Annotated in this window: 12 protein-coding genes; 5 read left to right on the forward strand and 7 right to left on the reverse strand. The window is 49.0% G+C overall.

Annotation, left to right across the window (positions count from 1 at the left end; all coding sequences use genetic code 11):
- Positions 1-7 precede the first annotated feature (7 nt).
- The 4 genes from tusD to ACYZZ0_RS21905 form a co-directional block, all read right to left on the reverse strand.
- Positions 8-400 (reverse strand): sulfurtransferase complex subunit TusD, encoded by a 393-nt coding sequence (gene tusD, locus ACYZZ0_RS21890; protein ID WP_461538799.1) that lies wholly within the window; start codon positions 398-400, stop codon positions 8-10.
- Positions 401-553: 153 nt separating this feature from the next.
- Positions 554-1216 (reverse strand): Bax inhibitor-1/YccA family protein, encoded by a 663-nt coding sequence (locus ACYZZ0_RS21895; RefSeq protein WP_461538800.1) that lies wholly within the window; start codon positions 1214-1216, stop codon positions 554-556.
- 201 nt (positions 1217-1417) lie between these two features.
- Entirely contained in the window at positions 1418-2464 is a 1047-nt protein-coding gene (locus tag ACYZZ0_RS21900) for a potassium channel family protein (RefSeq protein WP_461538801.1), read from the reverse strand.
- Between the two features lie 71 nt (positions 2465-2535).
- The gene (locus tag ACYZZ0_RS21905; protein WP_461538802.1) at positions 2536-4056 is read right to left on the reverse strand and encodes a TrkH family potassium uptake protein; all 1521 of its coding nucleotides are present in this window, start codon (positions 4054-4056) and stop codon (positions 2536-2538) included.
- Positions 4057-4359: 303 nt separating this feature from the next.
- Between ACYZZ0_RS21905 and ACYZZ0_RS21910 the strand changes: the two genes are divergently transcribed.
- From ACYZZ0_RS21910 to ACYZZ0_RS21930, 5 genes are all read left to right on the forward strand, one after another.
- A complete protein-coding gene (locus ACYZZ0_RS21910) occupies positions 4360-5676 on the forward strand; it encodes a hypothetical protein (RefSeq protein ID WP_461538803.1) in 1317 nt (438 codons plus the stop codon).
- Between the two features lie 67 nt (positions 5677-5743).
- Complete coding sequence (locus ACYZZ0_RS21915) at positions 5744-7447, forward strand: hypothetical protein (protein WP_461538804.1); 1704 nt, start codon at positions 5744-5746, stop codon at positions 7445-7447.
- Between the two features lie 162 nt (positions 7448-7609).
- On the forward strand, positions 7610-8701 hold the full coding sequence (locus ACYZZ0_RS21920) for a murein transglycosylase domain-containing protein (protein ID WP_461538805.1): 1092 nt from the start codon (positions 7610-7612) through the stop codon (positions 8699-8701).
- 178 nt (positions 8702-8879) lie between these two features.
- Complete coding sequence (locus ACYZZ0_RS21925) at positions 8880-10406, forward strand: DUF1800 domain-containing protein (protein ID WP_461538806.1); 1527 nt, start codon at positions 8880-8882, stop codon at positions 10404-10406.
- A gap of 5 nt (positions 10407-10411) precedes the next feature.
- The gene (locus tag ACYZZ0_RS21930) at positions 10412-11722 is read left to right on the forward strand and encodes a DUF1501 domain-containing protein (protein ID WP_461538807.1); all 1311 of its coding nucleotides are present in this window, start codon (positions 10412-10414) and stop codon (positions 11720-11722) included.
- A 90-nt stretch (positions 11723-11812) separates the two neighbouring features.
- On the opposite strand, the gene pflB is transcribed toward ACYZZ0_RS21930, so the two are convergent.
- From pflB to ACYZZ0_RS21945, 3 genes are all read right to left on the reverse strand, one after another.
- The gene (gene pflB, locus ACYZZ0_RS21935; RefSeq protein WP_461538808.1) at positions 11813-14083 is read right to left on the reverse strand and encodes a formate C-acetyltransferase; all 2271 of its coding nucleotides are present in this window, start codon (positions 14081-14083) and stop codon (positions 11813-11815) included.
- A 127-nt stretch (positions 14084-14210) separates the two neighbouring features.
- Positions 14211-16310 carry a phosphate acetyltransferase gene (pta, locus tag ACYZZ0_RS21940; RefSeq protein WP_461538809.1) on the reverse strand — a complete coding sequence of 700 codons (2100 nt, stop codon included), beginning with the start codon at positions 16308-16310 and terminating at the stop codon, positions 14211-14213.
- A gap of 308 nt (positions 16311-16618) precedes the next feature.
- The gene (locus ACYZZ0_RS21945) at positions 16619-17344 is read right to left on the reverse strand and encodes a helix-turn-helix transcriptional regulator (protein ID WP_461538810.1); all 726 of its coding nucleotides are present in this window, start codon (positions 17342-17344) and stop codon (positions 16619-16621) included.
- Between the last annotated feature and the right edge of the window lie 78 nt (positions 17345-17422).

Consider the following 17422-nt stretch of genomic DNA (forward strand, 5'->3'; position numbering starts at 1 on the left):
ATGCCTCCTAGCTGCCAAAGCTGATAAAACGGTCAGATTCGACCATGGCGTCAATAAGCTGACCAAGCCCACTCAGCTCATGGCCGTCGGCCATATTAGCGGCACTGCGTTGGTAGCGTTCGGCTTCTTCACTGTTGATGACGCCACGCTTGAGCGCAGCAGCAATACACACAACAGAATCGATGCTGTGATCCGTGCAGAACTGCTGCCAGTTCTGAGGCAATGCCAGCTCATCCTGGCCTGCTACCGCAAGCGATGATCCACTATGAACGCCATCCTGATAGAAAAATATTCGATGGATTGAATGCCCGGCTTCAATCAGTGCCTGAGCGAATGACAGGGCTGTCTGATTGGCCTGGGAAGAGTAGGGCGCTGCACGTACCGCCAGACTATATTTCATGATCGGTTAACTACTTTTGACCGGTTAATGACTTTGTTTAATTGCAGCAGAAATAAAACAGGCCCGGATATCCGGGCCTGTTTTACTGTTTTTTAGCGATGCCAGTCGCTAAACAGTGTACTGGAAAAAGTGCTTTTGCACTCCTTGCCAGTATCAGTCGTCACTCATACCCAGCAGGTGCAGCAGGGCGGTGAACAGGTTCAGTACGTCCAGGTACAGCGCAACAGTGGCACGGATATAGTTGGTTTCACCACCGTGCAGGATGCGGCTGGTATCAAACAGAATCAGGCCGGACATCAGCAGTACGATACCTGCGGACAGGGCCATATGACCAGTCTGGGACGGGAAGAAAATCAGTACGATGCTGGCAATCAGCATGACGATCAGACCCACAAACAGGAAGCCTCCCATAAAGGAGAAATCTTTCTTGGTGGTCAGAACGTATGCAGACAGCGAGAAGAATACCAGAGCTGTACCGGCCAGAGCCTGCATGATGATGCTGGCGCCGTTAGCCATACCCAGATAGTGGTTCAGCATGGGGCCAAGCGAAGCACCCATGACGCCGGTAAAGGCAAATACTGCTACCAGACCTTTGCCGGAATCAGCAGTTTTATGAACAACGAACAGCAGGCCTAGGCCTACCAGAGTCAGAACAAAGGCAGTACCACGACCAATGTCGGCAGCCATTGCAACACCGGCTGTTACGGCGCTGAACAGCAGAGTCATTGCCAGCAGCATGTAAGTATTGCGCAGAACCTTGTGCATCGGCTCTACGGCGGTACTGTGGGCCGAGGCCGGCATACCGAATCGTGACATATTGTGGTCCCTCTTATAACAGGAAGTAATACCAGAACTGCGTGTCCGGGCTGATCCGCGAAAAGCGCGAATATTTCCTTAATATTTGACTTAATTCAATTATATACCGTGAATACTACCGGCGAGAGAGCTTAAATCAAGAGTACCCTAGCAAAATGCTCGGTTTTGAACGCTCTCTTGCTTATTACATACCAGCCTGACTCAGGTTATCGACTGCCAGTCTACATCCTGTGGATGCAGGCGGTGAGCTGACATCAGATAAACAATATCGCCTGCGGCAACCAGATGATCCAGGCCCGGGTTGAGCTGAAGCTCGGCCCCGGAGTGATCTTTTGCCAGCGCAATAATCAGGGCATCATGCCTCTGCTTGAAGTGCATCAGCAGACTTTCGACCTTGCAGCCACCAAAATGTTCGGGAACGACCAGACTGAACTGGGTTTGACCTTCCAGAGTACTCAGCATCTGTTGCTGAACCCGAGATGAGCCCGGATCTTGAGCTGCCCGCACAATCATATCTGTGCTCATGCTGATATAGGTTTCTACCTGGGGCTCATGCGCTTTGAGGAGTTCCGCCCGGGAGTTGTCATGAAAATGGCAGACAATATGCGCGGTCTTGTTAATGGCGGTAACAGCCAGAGCGGCAGCCAAGGTGTTATCATCATTGTCACCCTGAATAATGATCCGTTCTGCACTGGCAACAGCACCACGATGTAGCACATCCTGAGAGGTCAGACTGTCACCCTGAACAAACTCGATGCGTTTCGGGTCAGGGTTTTCCATTGGCCGGGCGGAGCACAACAATACCTTGCGTGGGGTACGTTTGCGATCGCCAAAAATAAGATCAATCATCCGGGGGGTCCGATCCGGATGCCAGCCCATAATAACCAGATGATCCTTCAGGAATTCACTCATATCTGCTTCACCTCTCAGGGTACGCCTCCACTCCTGGGTAATGCCGGTTGCCAACTTGCCAAGAAACGCTGCGAATAACATCAGACTGCCGGGAATCAGCCAGAAACTGGTAACCAGTCGTCCAGGCAGACTCTCCGGGCTGAAATCACCGTAACCGACAGTTGAGGCGGTTACGATATAGAAATGAGGAAAAATATGTGCTGATGCCAGCTCTTCACCAGCCAGTGCCAGCGAAATCCAGCTCAACAGAAAATGAAATGCCAGCAGCAGAGCTAATGAAGCCCATTCCAGCTTGACCAGATGATAATTAAGAAATCGCAGGTATCTATACAACATGGTTAAGGATGGCATGTAACCAATACGAGCGTACTAACCTATCAAGTATTGGCGTTAAAGGCGAGTGTCGTTCACTTGCGCCAGAAGCCGGGAGTAAAAAGCACCAGTACAGTGATAACTTCGAGCCGGCCCATTAACATTCCCAGACTGAGTAACCATTTCGCCGTATCAGGTAATGGCTCGAAATTACCTGCCGGCCCGATAATCTCACCTAACCCCGGGCCTACATTGGCAACCGCTGTTGCGGCGCCGGTCATACTGGTCATCATATCGACTCCCGTCAGTGTCAGCGCCAGTGTCAGCATGGCAATCAAAAGCGCAAAGAAAAAGCAGAAGGCGATAAGTGAGCGAAGAATCTCATGGTTGATTTCCTGCCTGTTATACATTTGTACAAAGCAAGCCCGGGGGTGTGTCAGTTTTCGCAGGTGAAGTGACAATAATCCTGCGCCGATCTCGAATCTGAAAATCTTGATGCCTCCAGCAGTCGATCCGGAGCAACCACCAACAAACAGCAAATGGAAGAATACGGCACTGGCAAAGGGACCCCAGAGAGAATAATCCGTCAGGGCAAAGCCGGTGGTAGAAACAACCGATGTTGTATTGAATGCGACCAGTGTCAGCGCTTCAAACCAGCCATATTCAGAATGCATCCAGAGCCAGAAACCAAGAATCATCCATACAATAAACATAAAGAGCAGAAAATGACGCACCTGGGAGTCTTGAAAGAGTGCTCCACAATGGTAGTTGTCCCGCATCACCCGGACAAAAAGCACAAAAGGAAGGCTGCCCAATAACATGAAGATAGTGCCATTCCAGTGAATTAATGGGTTGGTAAAATGCCCCATGGAGCTGTCGGACGTTGAAAAGCCGCCGGTAGATAAGGTGGTCATGGCATGATTAACGGCTTCAAAGAGTGACATGCCAGCCAGCCAGTAAATAAGCATGCAGATTACAGACATTCCGAAGTAAACCGCAGTAACACGGCGAGCAATGCAGCCGGAGCGGGGCAGGGCTTTGTCAGACCAGTCGGATGACTCGCTCTGGAACAGACGCATACCGCCAACTTTAAGGAAGGGGAGGATGCCTACGGCAAGCACAATAAAGCCGATACCTCCGGCCCATTGCAAAATAGAGCGCCACAGCAAAATACTGGCTGGTTTGTCACTCAGGTTTGAGTAAATGGTCGAACCGGTAGTTGTGATACCAGACATAGCTTCAAAGAAGGCATCGGTATAACTCAGGCCATGGAAGAAAAAAGGAAGAGCCCCAAAAGCAGCAGCGATGAGCCAGCAGAGGTTGGTCATTAAAAATATCTGCCGGGGTAAAAGCTCGAACTTATCGGGGCGGCATGTGAATATAACAAGAAGACTTAAAGAAAAAGTTACTATCAAGGAGTAACTGAAGTACCCGGCGCTGCCGTCGTCTAAATATAGAGCCGTAAAGTATGGAAAACATAGTACGACTGAATCCTGAAGTAAGAATAAGCCAAGGACGTATAAAACGGGTTTGTAACTCATTGTTTGCAAGGCTTTGGTATTTACATAGTGTAAAGACAGCGTAGGTTGCCCGCTAAAATATGCGAATCGAGACATAAATGAATTTTATTGAACTTTTATATTTTGTTTATGTACAGGTGTTCTATTTTTTTATTTTTGTGGCTTGAGTGGGGTATATGAAATTAAAACATAATCAAAATATTCCTATATGAAAAAATAAATTACAGATGTTTTAAATTTGTTTGACTGTATAAGCTGTTGAGCTATTTTCAAACTCTCTATACATGTTTTGAATAATTAAAATTATGTTGAGCGGTTGCTGCGGAGTTTTTTCTCTGAGTGGCCTCACTCTATATCAAATAAATAGCTTTATATTGTCGGACATTACGTGGGTTTTTTATGTTTGGTTTCATTGATAAACTAAAGTTCTGTTTTTTGTTGATGCTCTCTGTTTTCGTTTTTGAGGCAAAAAGTGGCAACGTATTTGAAGACTCTGATCTTTCTGATTTGAAAAAAGATATGGCGAGGTGGGTCAGTGAAAATGAGTCTGATCTTGAGGAAGTTTTGCAAGGGTTCCCTAATTTAGAAAGATTAAGAACCAATAGTGGACTCCTGAAAAAGTGTTATGAGGAGTGTCTCTCTGCAGAGCTTTTATCTGAAGGTGTGTCGAAGCCTGATTATCATGCCGGTCAAAAGAAAAGGGCTCTTTCATTAAAAGCTGATCAGTTTTTGGAGGAAATGAACAAGCCAAATATATCGAAAGATGTGACAGATTTTGAGCAAGAGTTTTTTGATATCGGTGCCAAATCGTTTGAAAGTGAACGATTTTTAATGGTGATTGAAAATATTGTGGTGTTAATTGAGAGTGAATGTTCTGAAGCTGATTGCTATGCCTGTGATCAGTGGCAGCCATTGCTGTGTAAATTACGTTCTCTTGTAGAGTCGGGTGAGAAGATTTCATATTTTCAGGTTCATGCTCTATGCACGCAATATTTATGTGTGAGGGACAGTTATGAGGCAGGGTTTGCTTCTTTTGAAAAGAGAGTCTATGCCCAAAAAGCAATGGAATGTTTGATATCAAAAGATTTTAACAGGATGCGTACTGAACCGGGAGCTTTTCGAGCCGAAGTCAGGCAGGAATTAGCTGTAGAGAATAGGCAAGATGTTTTATTTCTGCCTATTCAAACCGATGCAGAAAATGGAGGGAGTGACTACTGCCTGCTTTGGCCTACATGCGAAGAGGTTGGATTTCCTCTACTGACGAGAATCCTGCGATACAACATTATGCCTATGTGTATCATGCCTCAGCGAAAAAGATTCCAGTGTTGTGGGTTATTATCCGCAAGTAAAAGGTTTTGGCATGATGGCTTACATGCCAGACAGTCATACACAAATTATCAGAATTACGGGTTAACCACCGATAAGAAACAAGCAGTAATTGGAACACTGGAACAAGGAATAAGAGAGGCAATAGTTGATCAGGATGTTGTAGAGTCTGTATGGCTGTTGCTTTTTCATCACTATTATAAAGCGGGGCGATCTCTGCTTGAAAAAGATCAGGTATATGAAGCTTCACTATTTGGTGCAGGCGCAAGAGCAGTATCTATATTGAAACATTTTGATATCTTTGGTGATGTTAGCGAAACTCTTAGTGTAAGACACTTAAGGGCTGCTTGTGTTTTTCTACAGGCGGTTGAATCTCGTCTGCCTAAATAGTATTCAGTAGCATTTATTAATACTTTTAATTTGAGGTGTTGTTTCGGTTTTAGTCAGGACTCAGGAAATGAATAATTTGTTTTTAATTAGTTCAATAAGAGTTTTAGTTTGTTTTTTGGCTTTTGTTTATTCTTCTTTGATTCTTTCGATGACATTGGAAGAGAAGCTTGAAAGCTCAGGGTTTTTCTCATCGGAGGAAATATCAGGTGTGGCTTCTTCGATTTATACAGGTGGCCATAAGAGAGGAGCATTTAATCATCTCTCGGAAGATCAGCTGATGGCACTTTTTGAAACACTAAAAGAGGCTATGAAAAGGGATGGTTCTGTTCAAATTACTGCACCATCGAGTGGTGATAGGCTAGGCCTAAGGGATTATTTGCAAAAAACTAACTGCTTGAGAGGAGCTTTTAATAATGTCGCTGAATTAAGAAGGAAGTTGTTAAAAAAACAAAAAGAAGAAGGTGAACGTTTAGAAAGAGAGACTTTGGTTACTAAATTTCAGAAGAGAATGAATTCTCGGTGTGATAAAGAGGATGAGTTTGATCTATATCTCTATTCTGCTGAGAATGTAGACTTTCTTTCAATGCTGCCTTCAGGTAATCAATTTAGACAGCCTGTTAAGGCTACATACGTTACTGTAGAAGAAACGCTCAGATTGCACCCCGTTCAAAGAGCTGCTATCAACAGGAATATCAATTATGAAAAATGCTCATGCAAAATAAGATTTATCTTTGAACCTCCTGCTGATTTAAGAGTCAGGAGGTTTAGTGCCCATCATCCAGACTGCCACCTTGCCAGAGAAAGTTGCCCTATTACGCTTTGGGAGGAAAGCTCTGAACCCTGCTTCCGTAGTAGTTGGGACAAGAAGAGAACATATCGTGAAAGCCAAAGAGTTTTAAACTTTGATGGTCTGGAAGGATTCTACAGTTTTGGACCAATGTATATATGGTATCCCCGAATGGTGCAGTCAAAACAAACAGCACAAGCAAATAAGTGCTGTATTTTGTTAGGTGTTTATACTGAATGGATTCGGGGTTTGGATTTTTGCCAGAGGCAAATGGACTCGGAACTGTATAACGATACTATGATGCAGGTCGTATCTGCATTTGGTTTGAGCGAATACTTCCCTTTAGTTCCTCGAACGCATATCAATGATCAAGTGCTTCGTGATCTGATGAGTCGTTTTTGCTTTTGGGAACATTCGTCAGAAAGCAGTTCAGGTCGATTCAGCAGAGAAAATTACTTTACTATCGTGCAGAGAAACAAGCTCTTATCATGCCACGGCGGAAGAAAAGATGACTATATACAGGATTTTCCTACCCACATGGATCAGGGTTTGATTTCATTTCATGGATTGATGCGGCTTAATAGAAAAGTTGCCATGAAGGGCTTCGATTATGATGTGGATCAATTAAAAGATGCAGGAAAGTTTTCTCGGGATGAAAGTTATATTCTAGAGAATTGTGATTATTCTGTAGTACATTTGCTTTTGGATGCTGCCAGGTTGGTAGCAGATGAAAGCTATGGTGAAATAAAAGTCCATAAAGGCAGGTATTTCTTTCTCGGTTACTTGAAGTTCAGAAATGTTACGGGTGATTTTTGTGATGTAACTCTATTGACGGATCAGTATGATCATATGCTAGCTGCTGAAGTTAGAATGACGCCTGCAAATGAATGGGATAAAACACAATATATTTATATTCGGTTGTCTGGAAAGAATCCTTGCCCTGAGCTTGTAGATTCAATATTTCAGCTTCAACAAATGTATTGAGTTTTTAAGAGGTCATTCGACCAAAATAATAATAAATTAATAAGGGTTTTTATTTTTCATTGAAATTGAAATGTTTTGATGATTTTGCTATTTGTGTTTTTAAAAGTTATTTTTTAAATTTCAGAGAAGGCTTAGCTCAACCAGCTAATGGAAAAGCATTAAATGATCAGGATTGTCAGTTTACAACTAATGCTAGTGGTGCTTTCTGCATGCTCATCTCAACCACTTAACAAAATAGATACCAGAGATGTTAAAGAAGATGTTAGACCGTTGGTATTCTCCAGTGGTGAGCAGGCCTATGAAGAACTGATCCAGGTACTGAGCGGGCAGGCAAAGCAGAGATGGAAAGATGGGCGGGTTACAGGCACAAAACGACTGGTCAAATACAGCGATGACTTTGACAGCCGCATCGAGATAGATTTCGAACAGGGACAGGTTCATGTTGAGACCCTGTCCCGCTCCCTTCTACGTGAAGCTCTTGTCATGACCCTGCTGGCACCCGATAACCCGGACAGTGTCGATGTATTCAGTGCAGACAATATGATCCTGGGCGAAGAGCCCATGCTGTTCAGGCAGGTGCTGGATCATGAAGGTCAGCCTATCCGCTGGCGCTGGCGAGCGTCCCGTTATGCGGACTGGTTGATTCAACATAAATCAGGTACCCGCGAGGGAAAAAACGGCACCGTTTATGCTGTGAGCTTTCGACTGGAGAATGATTACCTGGAACAGCGCCAATACCGTTATGCTGCTCTGGTAAGAAAATACTCCCGCCTTTATAACGTCGACGAAAGCCTGATTTATGCCGTAATGAAGGTTGAAAGCAGCTTCAACCCTTATGCCGTCAGCTGGGCCAATGCCTATGGTCTGATGCAGGTGGTGCCTGCTACTGCAGGCAGGGATGTATTCAAACTGGTACATAACCGTTCTGGCCAGCCCGGACGAAGATATCTGTTTGATCCGGAGAATAATATTCGCACCGGTACTGCCTATCTGCATTTGTTACAAACACGGTATCTGAAAGATATTCAGGACCCGCTTTCACGTCGTCATGCCGTTATATCCGCCTATAACGGTGGTGCCGGTAATGTGTTGGAAACATTCAGTCGTGATCGCAAACAGGCGATGGTAAGAATCAACCAATTAAAACCGGAGCAGGTTTATTGGGCGCTAACCAAACGTCATGTCAGTAGTGAGTCTCGCAGGTATCTTGAAAAAGTTACACGGGCTCATACTGAATTTTTGAGTAATATCTGACGATTACTTATTTCTGGGGCTGAAAATAATCCTGATTCAGCCCCTTTTTTTATGGTTTTTTTGCGCAAAAACAGGTGCATACAGTTGATCTACCTCAAATTATCTTTTTGAAAACTCCCGGATGATATAAGGCTACGGGTGACGTCCCCCCTGTCTTGTGGAACCCGAGGATCTAATAATGACAACAGTTCAACTGGACCGTAACCAGGCGGCCCGGTTTCTTTATCAGGCAACATTTGGCCCCCGTCCCGGAGATGTTGACCAGTTAATGACACTGGGTGCAGAACAATGGCTGGAACAACAGTTCGTAACCAAACCTCAACTTCATTTACCACTGGGAAAAAAGTTTGCCGCCGCCAGTGGTCAGAAATTCAATCGGGCGGTACGGATGAGCGCCTGGTGGCAACGTACTATCGAGGCTGATGACCAGCTGCGACAGCGGATGGCCTTTGCACTGAGTCAGGTTTTTGTCGCGGCGGAGCCTGATGGTGGCTCCACAGAAGATCTCGCTGGTTATTATGACCTGCTGATGGAGCATGCTTTTGGCAATTATCGTGATTTGTTGCGCAGTATCACGCTAAGCCCGGTAATGGCCAAATATCTGACCCTGAATAAAAGCAGTGCTGCCAACCCTCGAAAGAATACTTACCCGGATGAAAACTATGCCCGCGAGGTGATGCAGTTATTCAGTATCGGTGTCTGGAAGCTGGAAAAGAACGGCAATCCGGTATTGGGTGCTGACGGAAACAAGGTACCCGCTTATACCCAGAAAGATGTCGAGGAGCTGGCCCGGGCATTAACCGGCTGGCGAAAGGGTACTTCTGGTAAAATGTATAACAAGTCCCGGCGGCATGATAATGGTGAAAAAGTCGTACTGGACAGCGTGTTTGCTGCCGGGCAGGGTGCAGAGCAGGATCTGGAGCAGGCAGTTGACCTGCTGTTTAACCACCGTAATACCCCCGTTTTTATTTCAACCCTTCTGATTAAACGCCTTACCCTGAGTAACCCCAGAAAACAGTATGTCCGTCGAGTGGCCCAGGCCTTTGAAAACAACGGCAAAGGTGTGCGGGGTGATTTCAAAGCAGTGTTGAAAGCCATTCTGCTGGATAAAGATGTGCTGGCAGGCAAAGCCGAATCTGGCAATAGCTCTGCGGGTTCTGCAGCAGGTCATTTTGGCAAGCTGAAAGAGCCGATTATTGCCATGGTCAATCTGGCCAGGGCATTGGAAGTTAAAAGTAATGATAAAAAGCGCTGGTGGGATCACCTTCCGGGCGGGTTGTCCAATAGCTTCGGCCAGGCACCCTTGTGGTCACCGTCTGTTTTCAATTTCTATCAGTCGGATTATGCACCTAAAGGCGAAATTTCTGACAGAGGACTGACCTCACCTGAGTTTCATATTCTCACCATGGGTGTGATGCGTTCAATCAATGACAGTATGTGGAAGGTTATAGAAAGACATACTACACATGGCCGCAATGGCTGGCATTGGGATCGAACCCCCTTCGAAGCCAAAGTGGATGATCCTGATCAGTACGTCGAACTGTTGAATGAACGTTTTTTTGGCGGGCTGATGTCATCAAAGCTTGCCCGATACCTGCAACAGATGCTGGAAGAGCATAAGCAGAATGGCTATTCGGCAGATCGCAAAATAAGAGACACGTTATTTGCCGTTCAGTGCTCACCTGAATTCCGCTGCCAGGGGTAACCAGCATGAAAATATCACGCAGAAGATTTATGAAAGGCAGCGCCTGTGCGGCGACTGCACTGATGGCTTCCCCGCTGACCGGACTGAAATCGGCCCATGCCGCTGAGTCTGATGACTATAAAGCACTGGTCTGCATCTTCCTGAAAGGCGGTAATGATGCCTACAACATGGTGGTGCCTGCCGGAGGTGCAGCTTATGAACAGTACAGTCAGTTGCGACCCGGGCTGGCGATTGCTGCTGATAAGCTGATACCGACAGGGCGGCAAACGGAGAATGGTGTGGCGCTGGGATTGCATCCGGCTATGGCAGCATTGCAGCCGGTATTCAGTCAGGGTAATGCAACGATTGTCGTGAACTCCGGGCAGCTGCTGGAACCGATTATTGGCAAGAAAGAATATCAGCTACCGGAGTTTCTGATGGCCCACAACCATCAGCAGGATATGTGGGCCACAGGTGCGACAGGGCTGAACGACACCCTGGGATGGGCCGGTCGTATGGTTGACCGAATCAGTATGGGTCAGAGCACTGTTTCGCCGGTTATTTCATTCGGAGGCGAACAGCGATGGCTACGGGCAGAATCACAGCAACAGCTGATCATGACACCGGGCAAAGTGGAAAGTTATGACGGGCTGGATAATGTCACCAGGCTGAATGCGATTGAGCGTCACTTCAATGAAGAGTACCGGGGACTGTTTACCTCCAGTTATGCCACTCATATGAAAGACCGCTTCTTTGAACAGGAAACATTAAAGCAGCACCTGGAGAATGTTGAGCTTTCAGCCAGTTACCCCGATACCAGGCTGGGTGAAACACTGGCCGCGGCAGCTAGAATGATCAGTATCCGGGGTGATCTTGGCCACCGGCGTCAGGTGTATTATATGGAGCTGGGCGGGTTTGATACCCATGGTAATCAGCAGGAGCGACACCAGATACTGTTGCAACAACTGGCAGATGCGATGGCAGCCTTTCATGCCAATCTGAAACAGATGGGGCTGCTGGATAATGTTACAACCTTTACCATGTCGGATTTCGGACGCCGGATTATCCCGAATGAATCCGGCACTGATCATGGCTGGGCAGGGCATCAGTTGATAATGGGAGGTGCTGTTAACGGAGAGAAGGCTTGTGGTCGCTGGCCGGATCTGTCCCCGAATGGACCTTATGACAGTAACCGGGGTCGGATTATTCCCGAAATTGCTGCTGACCAGGTGAATGCAACACTGGCACAGTGGTTTGGCTACCCGGATGCGCCGGAAACCCTGTTCCCTGCATTAAAGAATGGTTTTGATAGCGGAACACTGGATTTTCTGATTTAAACCAGGACTGCTTAAAAACTAAATAAAAACGGGGCATGATATTTCATGCCCCGTTTCGGGTTTTACACCTGATCTTTAATTGAAACCGGATTACATGGTTTCAGTAAAGGTACGGGTGATAACATCCAGCTGCTGTTCGCGAGTCAGGGAGTTGAAGCGTACAGCGTAACCGGAAACGCGGATGGTCAGACTCGGGTATTTCTCCGGGCATTCCATAGCGTCCTGCAGCATTTCACGGTTCATCACGTTAACGTTCAGGTGCTGACCGCCTTCACGACCTTCGTCATTCAGGAAGTAACCGTCCATCAGGTTGGACAGGTTGCGCTGCTGAGTGCTGTCGTCCTTGCCCAGAGCCTTCGGCACGATGGAGAAGGTGTAGGAGATACCGTCCTGAGCGTATTCAAACGGCAGCTTGGCTACGGAACTCAGGGAAGCAATCGCACCGCTGGTGTCACGACCGTGCATCGGGTTGGCACCCGGAGCAAAAGGAGCACCGGCTTCACGACCGTCTGGAGTGTTACCGGTCTTCTTGCCGTATACCACGTTGGAGGTGATGGTCAGTACAGACTGGGTCGGACGGGAGTTGCGGTAGGTGTTCAGCGCAGCCATTTTCTTCATGAAGCGCTCAACCAGGTCGCAGGCGATGCTGTCAACACGGTCGTCGTTGTTACCGTATTTCGGGAAGTCACCGTCGATTTCGAAGTCCAGAGCAATACCGTCTTCGTTGCGAACCGGCTTGACCTTGGCGTGCTTGATAGCAGACAGGGCGTCAGCAGTGATGGACAGACCGGCGATACCACAAGCCATGGTACGTACTACGTCACGGTCGTGCAGTGCCAGCAGGGCGGCTTCGTAGCTGTACTTGTCGTGCATGTAGTGGATGCAGTTCAGGGCAGTCATGTACTGCTTGGCCAGCCAGTCCATGAAGGTGTCCAGACGCGCCATAACATCGTCGAATTCCAGTACGTCGGAAGTGATCGGATCAGTCTTCGGACCAACCTGAGTCAGCAGCTTCTCGTCAACACCGCCGTTGATGGCGTACAGCAGACCCTTGGCCAGGTTGGCACGGGCGCCGAAGAACTGCATCTGCTTACCAACAACCATTGGGGATACGCAGCAAGCGATAGCGTAGTCATCGCTGTTCAGGTCCTTGCGCATCAGGTCATCGTTTTCGTACTGGATAGAGCTGGTGTCGATGGAAACCTTGGAGCAGAAATCCTTGAAGTTCTGCGGCAGGTTTTCAGACCACAGTACAGTGATGTTCGGCTCCGGTGACGGACCCATGTTGTACAGGGTGTGCAGGAAGCGGAAGCTGTTCTTGGTAACCAGAGTACGGCCGTCCAGACCCATACCACCGATGGATTCGGTCGCCCAGATCGGGTCGCCGGAGAACAGTTCATCATACTCAGGAGTACGCAGGAAGCGAACCATACGCAGCTTCATAACGAAGTGGTCGATGAATTCCTGGGCTTCAGTTTCAGTGATGATGCCCTTGTCCAGATCACGCTGGATGTAGATGTCCAGGAAGGACGCTACACGACCCAGAGACATGGCGGCACCGTTCTGGCTCTTGACCGCAGCCAGGTAACCGAAGTAAGTCCACTGAACAGCTTCTTTAGCGTTGGTAGCCGGCTTGCTGATATCGCAGCCGTACTTCTGAGCCATGGTCTTCATCTGGTCCAGGGCGCGCCACTGGTCGAAGATCTCTTCACGCTGACGGATGGTTGCTTCCAGATCTTCGCCGTTGGTCAGCTTGTCTTCCAGAGAAGCGTGCTGGGCAGCCTTGTCCTTCATCAGGAAGTCGATACCGTACAGGGCAACACGACGGTAGTCACCAATGATACGACCACGGCCGTAAGCATCCGGCAGACCGGTCAGAACGCCGGACTTGCGGCAGTTACGGATGTCTTTGGTGTAAACGTCGAATACACCCTGGTTGTGGGTCTTGCGGTATTCGCTAAAGATTTTGGAAACCTGAGGATCCAGCTCACGGTCGTAAGCCTTGCAGGAACCTTCGATCATGCGTACACCGCCGTTCGGCATGATGGCACGCTTCAGCGGCTTCTCGGTCTGCAGACCAACGATGGTCTCCAGATCCTTGTTGATGTAACCGGCATCGTGGCTGGTGATGGTGGAGATTACGCTGGTATCGAAGTCCAGAGGTGCCAGGGTCTTGTTCTCGACCTTGATGCCTTCCATCACGTCGATCCACAGCTTGTCGGTGGCTTCGGTCGCACCGGCCAGGAAGCTGTCGTCGCCTTCGTACGGAGTGTAGTTCTTCTGGATGAAGTCACGTACGTTAACGGACTCGGACCATTCACCGGTAGTGAAGCCTTCCCAGGCTTGGGTTTCAGTAGTCATAACGATTAAACCTCGAGTTTATCGGGTAACGTTGAAGAAAATATGTGGATATGTCGTCGTTTCAAACTGCCTGGCGAAGAAGGGGATTCTCCGCCAGGTTAAAAAATATGGCTTGTCCAGCCTGATGTTAGCCCTGTTCGGCCTGAATCGCTGTCAGGGCAACAGTAAATACAATGTCGTCAACCAGCGCGCCGCGGGACAGGTCGTTAACCGGCTTGCGCAGACCCTGTAGCATCGGGCCGACGCTGACTACGTTGGCACTACGCTGTACTGCCTTGTAGGTGGTGTTACCGGTGTTCAGGTCCGGGAATACAAATACAGTGGCACGGCCGGCAACGTCACTACCCGGCGCCTTGCTCTTGGCAACGGATTCAACAGAAGCGGCGTCGTACTGCAGCGGGCCGTCGATCATCAGATCCGGGCGCTGTTCACGGGCGATGCGAGTAGCTTCGATAACCTTCTCGACATCGCTGCCCTGGCCGGAGCTGCCGGTGCTGTAGCTCAGCATCGCAACGCGAGGCTCGATACCGAATGCAGCGGCAGAATCAGCACTCTGGATAGCAATAGCAGCCAGCTGTTCTGCAGTCGGATCCGGGTTAACTGCACAGTCACCGTATACCAGTACCTGTTCCGGCATCAGCATAAAGAAGACAGAAGATACCATGCCGGAACCCGGCTTCGGTTTGATCAGCTGGAATGCCGGACGGATGGTGTTGGCGGTAGTGTGAACTGCACCGGATACCAGACCATCGACGTGATCTTCAGCCAGCATCATGGTACCCAGTACCACGGTATCTTCCAGCTGGGCTTCAGCCATCGGCTCGTTCAGGCCCTTGTGCTTGCGCAGCTCAACCATCGGATCAACGTAATCTTTACGAATGGTTTCCGGATCGATGATTTCCAGTCCTTCCGGCAGGGTAATGCCCTGACTGGCAGCAACGGCTTCAACCTCTTCACGCTTGGCCAGCAGCACACAGTTGGCAATGCCACGCTCCTGGCAGATAGCCGCCGCTTTGATGGTGCGCGGCTCATCGCCTTCCGGCAGTACAATACGCTTCTGTGCTTGCTGGGCTTTGCGCACCAGCTGGTAACGGAAGGCCGGAGGAGACAGGCGCTCTTCAGCTGTGGTGGCAATCAGACTGTGGAGCCAGTCGCTGTTGATATGATCAGCAACAGTTTCCATAACCCGGTCAATGCGCTCTCTGTCGTCAGCCGGCATATGGCCCGGCAGGCGGTCCAGCATGGTGGCGGTCTTGTAAGAAGAGGTATTGCAACAAATAACCGGCAGGCCACTGCTCTGAATCGCCGGACGGCACAGGTCCAGAATGGAGTCGGCCGGAGCTTCACCACCGGTCAACAGCAGGCCGGCCAGCGGTACACCGTTCTGGGCTGCCATGGAGCTGGCCAGGATAATATCGTCACGGTCTCCCGGGGTGATAATCAGCGCGCCCGGCTTCAGCATTTCAGCCATGTTGGCTGCAGTACGGGCAGTCAAAACCCGGCTGGTTACACGACGCTGATCGATATCACCTTCAAACATGATGGAGGCCTTGATGCTGGCCGCCAGGTCACTGGTGCGAGGCGCAGACAGTTCGTTTTTCCACGGAATATAGCCAATCGGCATGGCCTTGCGCTTGGACAGGTCCGGCAGGCGGGCAAAGCGCTCATCGCTGTGGAGCTGTTCCAGTGATGCATCATCCAGCTTGTTGATGATGTAACCCAGGATGCGGCGGCTGTTGAGTCCGCCCTTGCCGTAATGTTCGGCAGTAATTTCCAGTCGGTCAGCCAGTTCGGACAGAGTTTCGTCTTCTTCAGGGCAGCTGACCAGCACTACACGGGAGTCGAGCGCACGTGCCATTTCGCTGTTCAGGCTGGCGATGTAAGGTGCACCGCGTGTCGGCTGCATACCTTCCACGACAACAACATCAGCACCTCTGGAAGCCTGATCGAAGCGGGCAACGATATCTTCCAGCAGTACGTCCAGCTTGTTATCACCCAGCAGGTCTTCCACGGTTTCCATGGAAATAGGGTCTGGCATCTGCTGGCTGGTCAGGTCCTGTACCACTTCATTGGAAGAACCCGGACGGATTACGTCGAAACCCGGTACAGAAATGGGCTTGAAGTAATGAACCCGGACACCGAGGCGGTCCAGCGCACGAACTAGGCCCAGCGAGGCGGAAGTCAGGCCGGTGCCGAAGTGTGTAGGGGCGATGTATAGTGTATGCATTGGTTTAACGCTGACAGCTCATATATAAACGAAAGTGCTCGAGAGCATGCCCTGGGAGGTGCTTGCCGGCCGGCGTGGCTTTACTTTTTTCGGAACAGGCTGTTGTAGCAACTAGCCTGTAGCGAAGAGTAGACAGTCGACGTCGTTGGTCTGCAAGGATTCTTCAGGGCCTTAGCGGCCCTCAGTATGAGGCGAGGGCCTTGCCTTTAAATCCGGACTTAGATTACTAGCTCGGCAGAGCTGATAATCTCTGTAGCTTTATAACTCGCTATATCTGTAGCTATGACCTATAGCTGCGGATCCTGAATTCAGGTATCTGCTGACTTTTTCTGTCGTATGTACAGATAAACTGTATGTCGGGTCACACCCAGTTTAGATGCGACCAGCGGGACTGTATCTTTTATTTCAAAGATACCCTTGTCGAACAGCGTCATGATGATGTGACGGTTCTTGGCCTTGTTGGAGATTTCCCGGTTACTGTTGACTTCAGCAATGGTCTGCTCGATGTTGTGCTCGACCAGGTCATCGATAGTGTCCGGGAAGGCCTCACGCTCCGGTGCGGTAGTCGGATACTCACCCAGCAGGCTCTGCATAAAGTCAAAGGCCGGTGCGCTCATGTTGATGTTGACGCACAACATGGCAATCGGACGTTGTTCGTCGTTGCGGATTACCATGCTGGTGGAACGCAGCAGCTGACCGTCAGGGGAGTGCTTGAATGAGGTGCTGGTATCGGTTGTAGCCTGCTTGGAGATGTCATGCAGCTGGCGCAGTCCGAGCGGAGTAATCGGACTGCCGATACGGCGGCCACTGAGGCTGCTGTTGGCAATCTTGATAGTAGAGCAGGTCAGGTCTTCCAGTGAGTGAAGAGCAACCTCGCAGCTGTTACCAAAAGCTGCAGCAATACCGTCGACAACAACCTTCAAAGATTCCAGGATCTGGCGGTCAGTGTCACTGAACGGTATCGCTGTCACGTCTTCTGCCAGACGATCAAGCGTCTGTTGATCAGGTGCGGAAACAGAGTTGAAGACGGACATCGTGACCTCAGGATGATGTGTTACAAATTACAGCAAGCCAAGACTAACAATTCAGAATACTGATAACCAAATTCAACC

It is taken from the genome of Spongorhabdus nitratireducens (assembly GCA_947387575.1).
Classification (GTDB): Bacteria; Pseudomonadota; Gammaproteobacteria; order Pseudomonadales; family Endozoicomonadaceae; genus CANDOC01.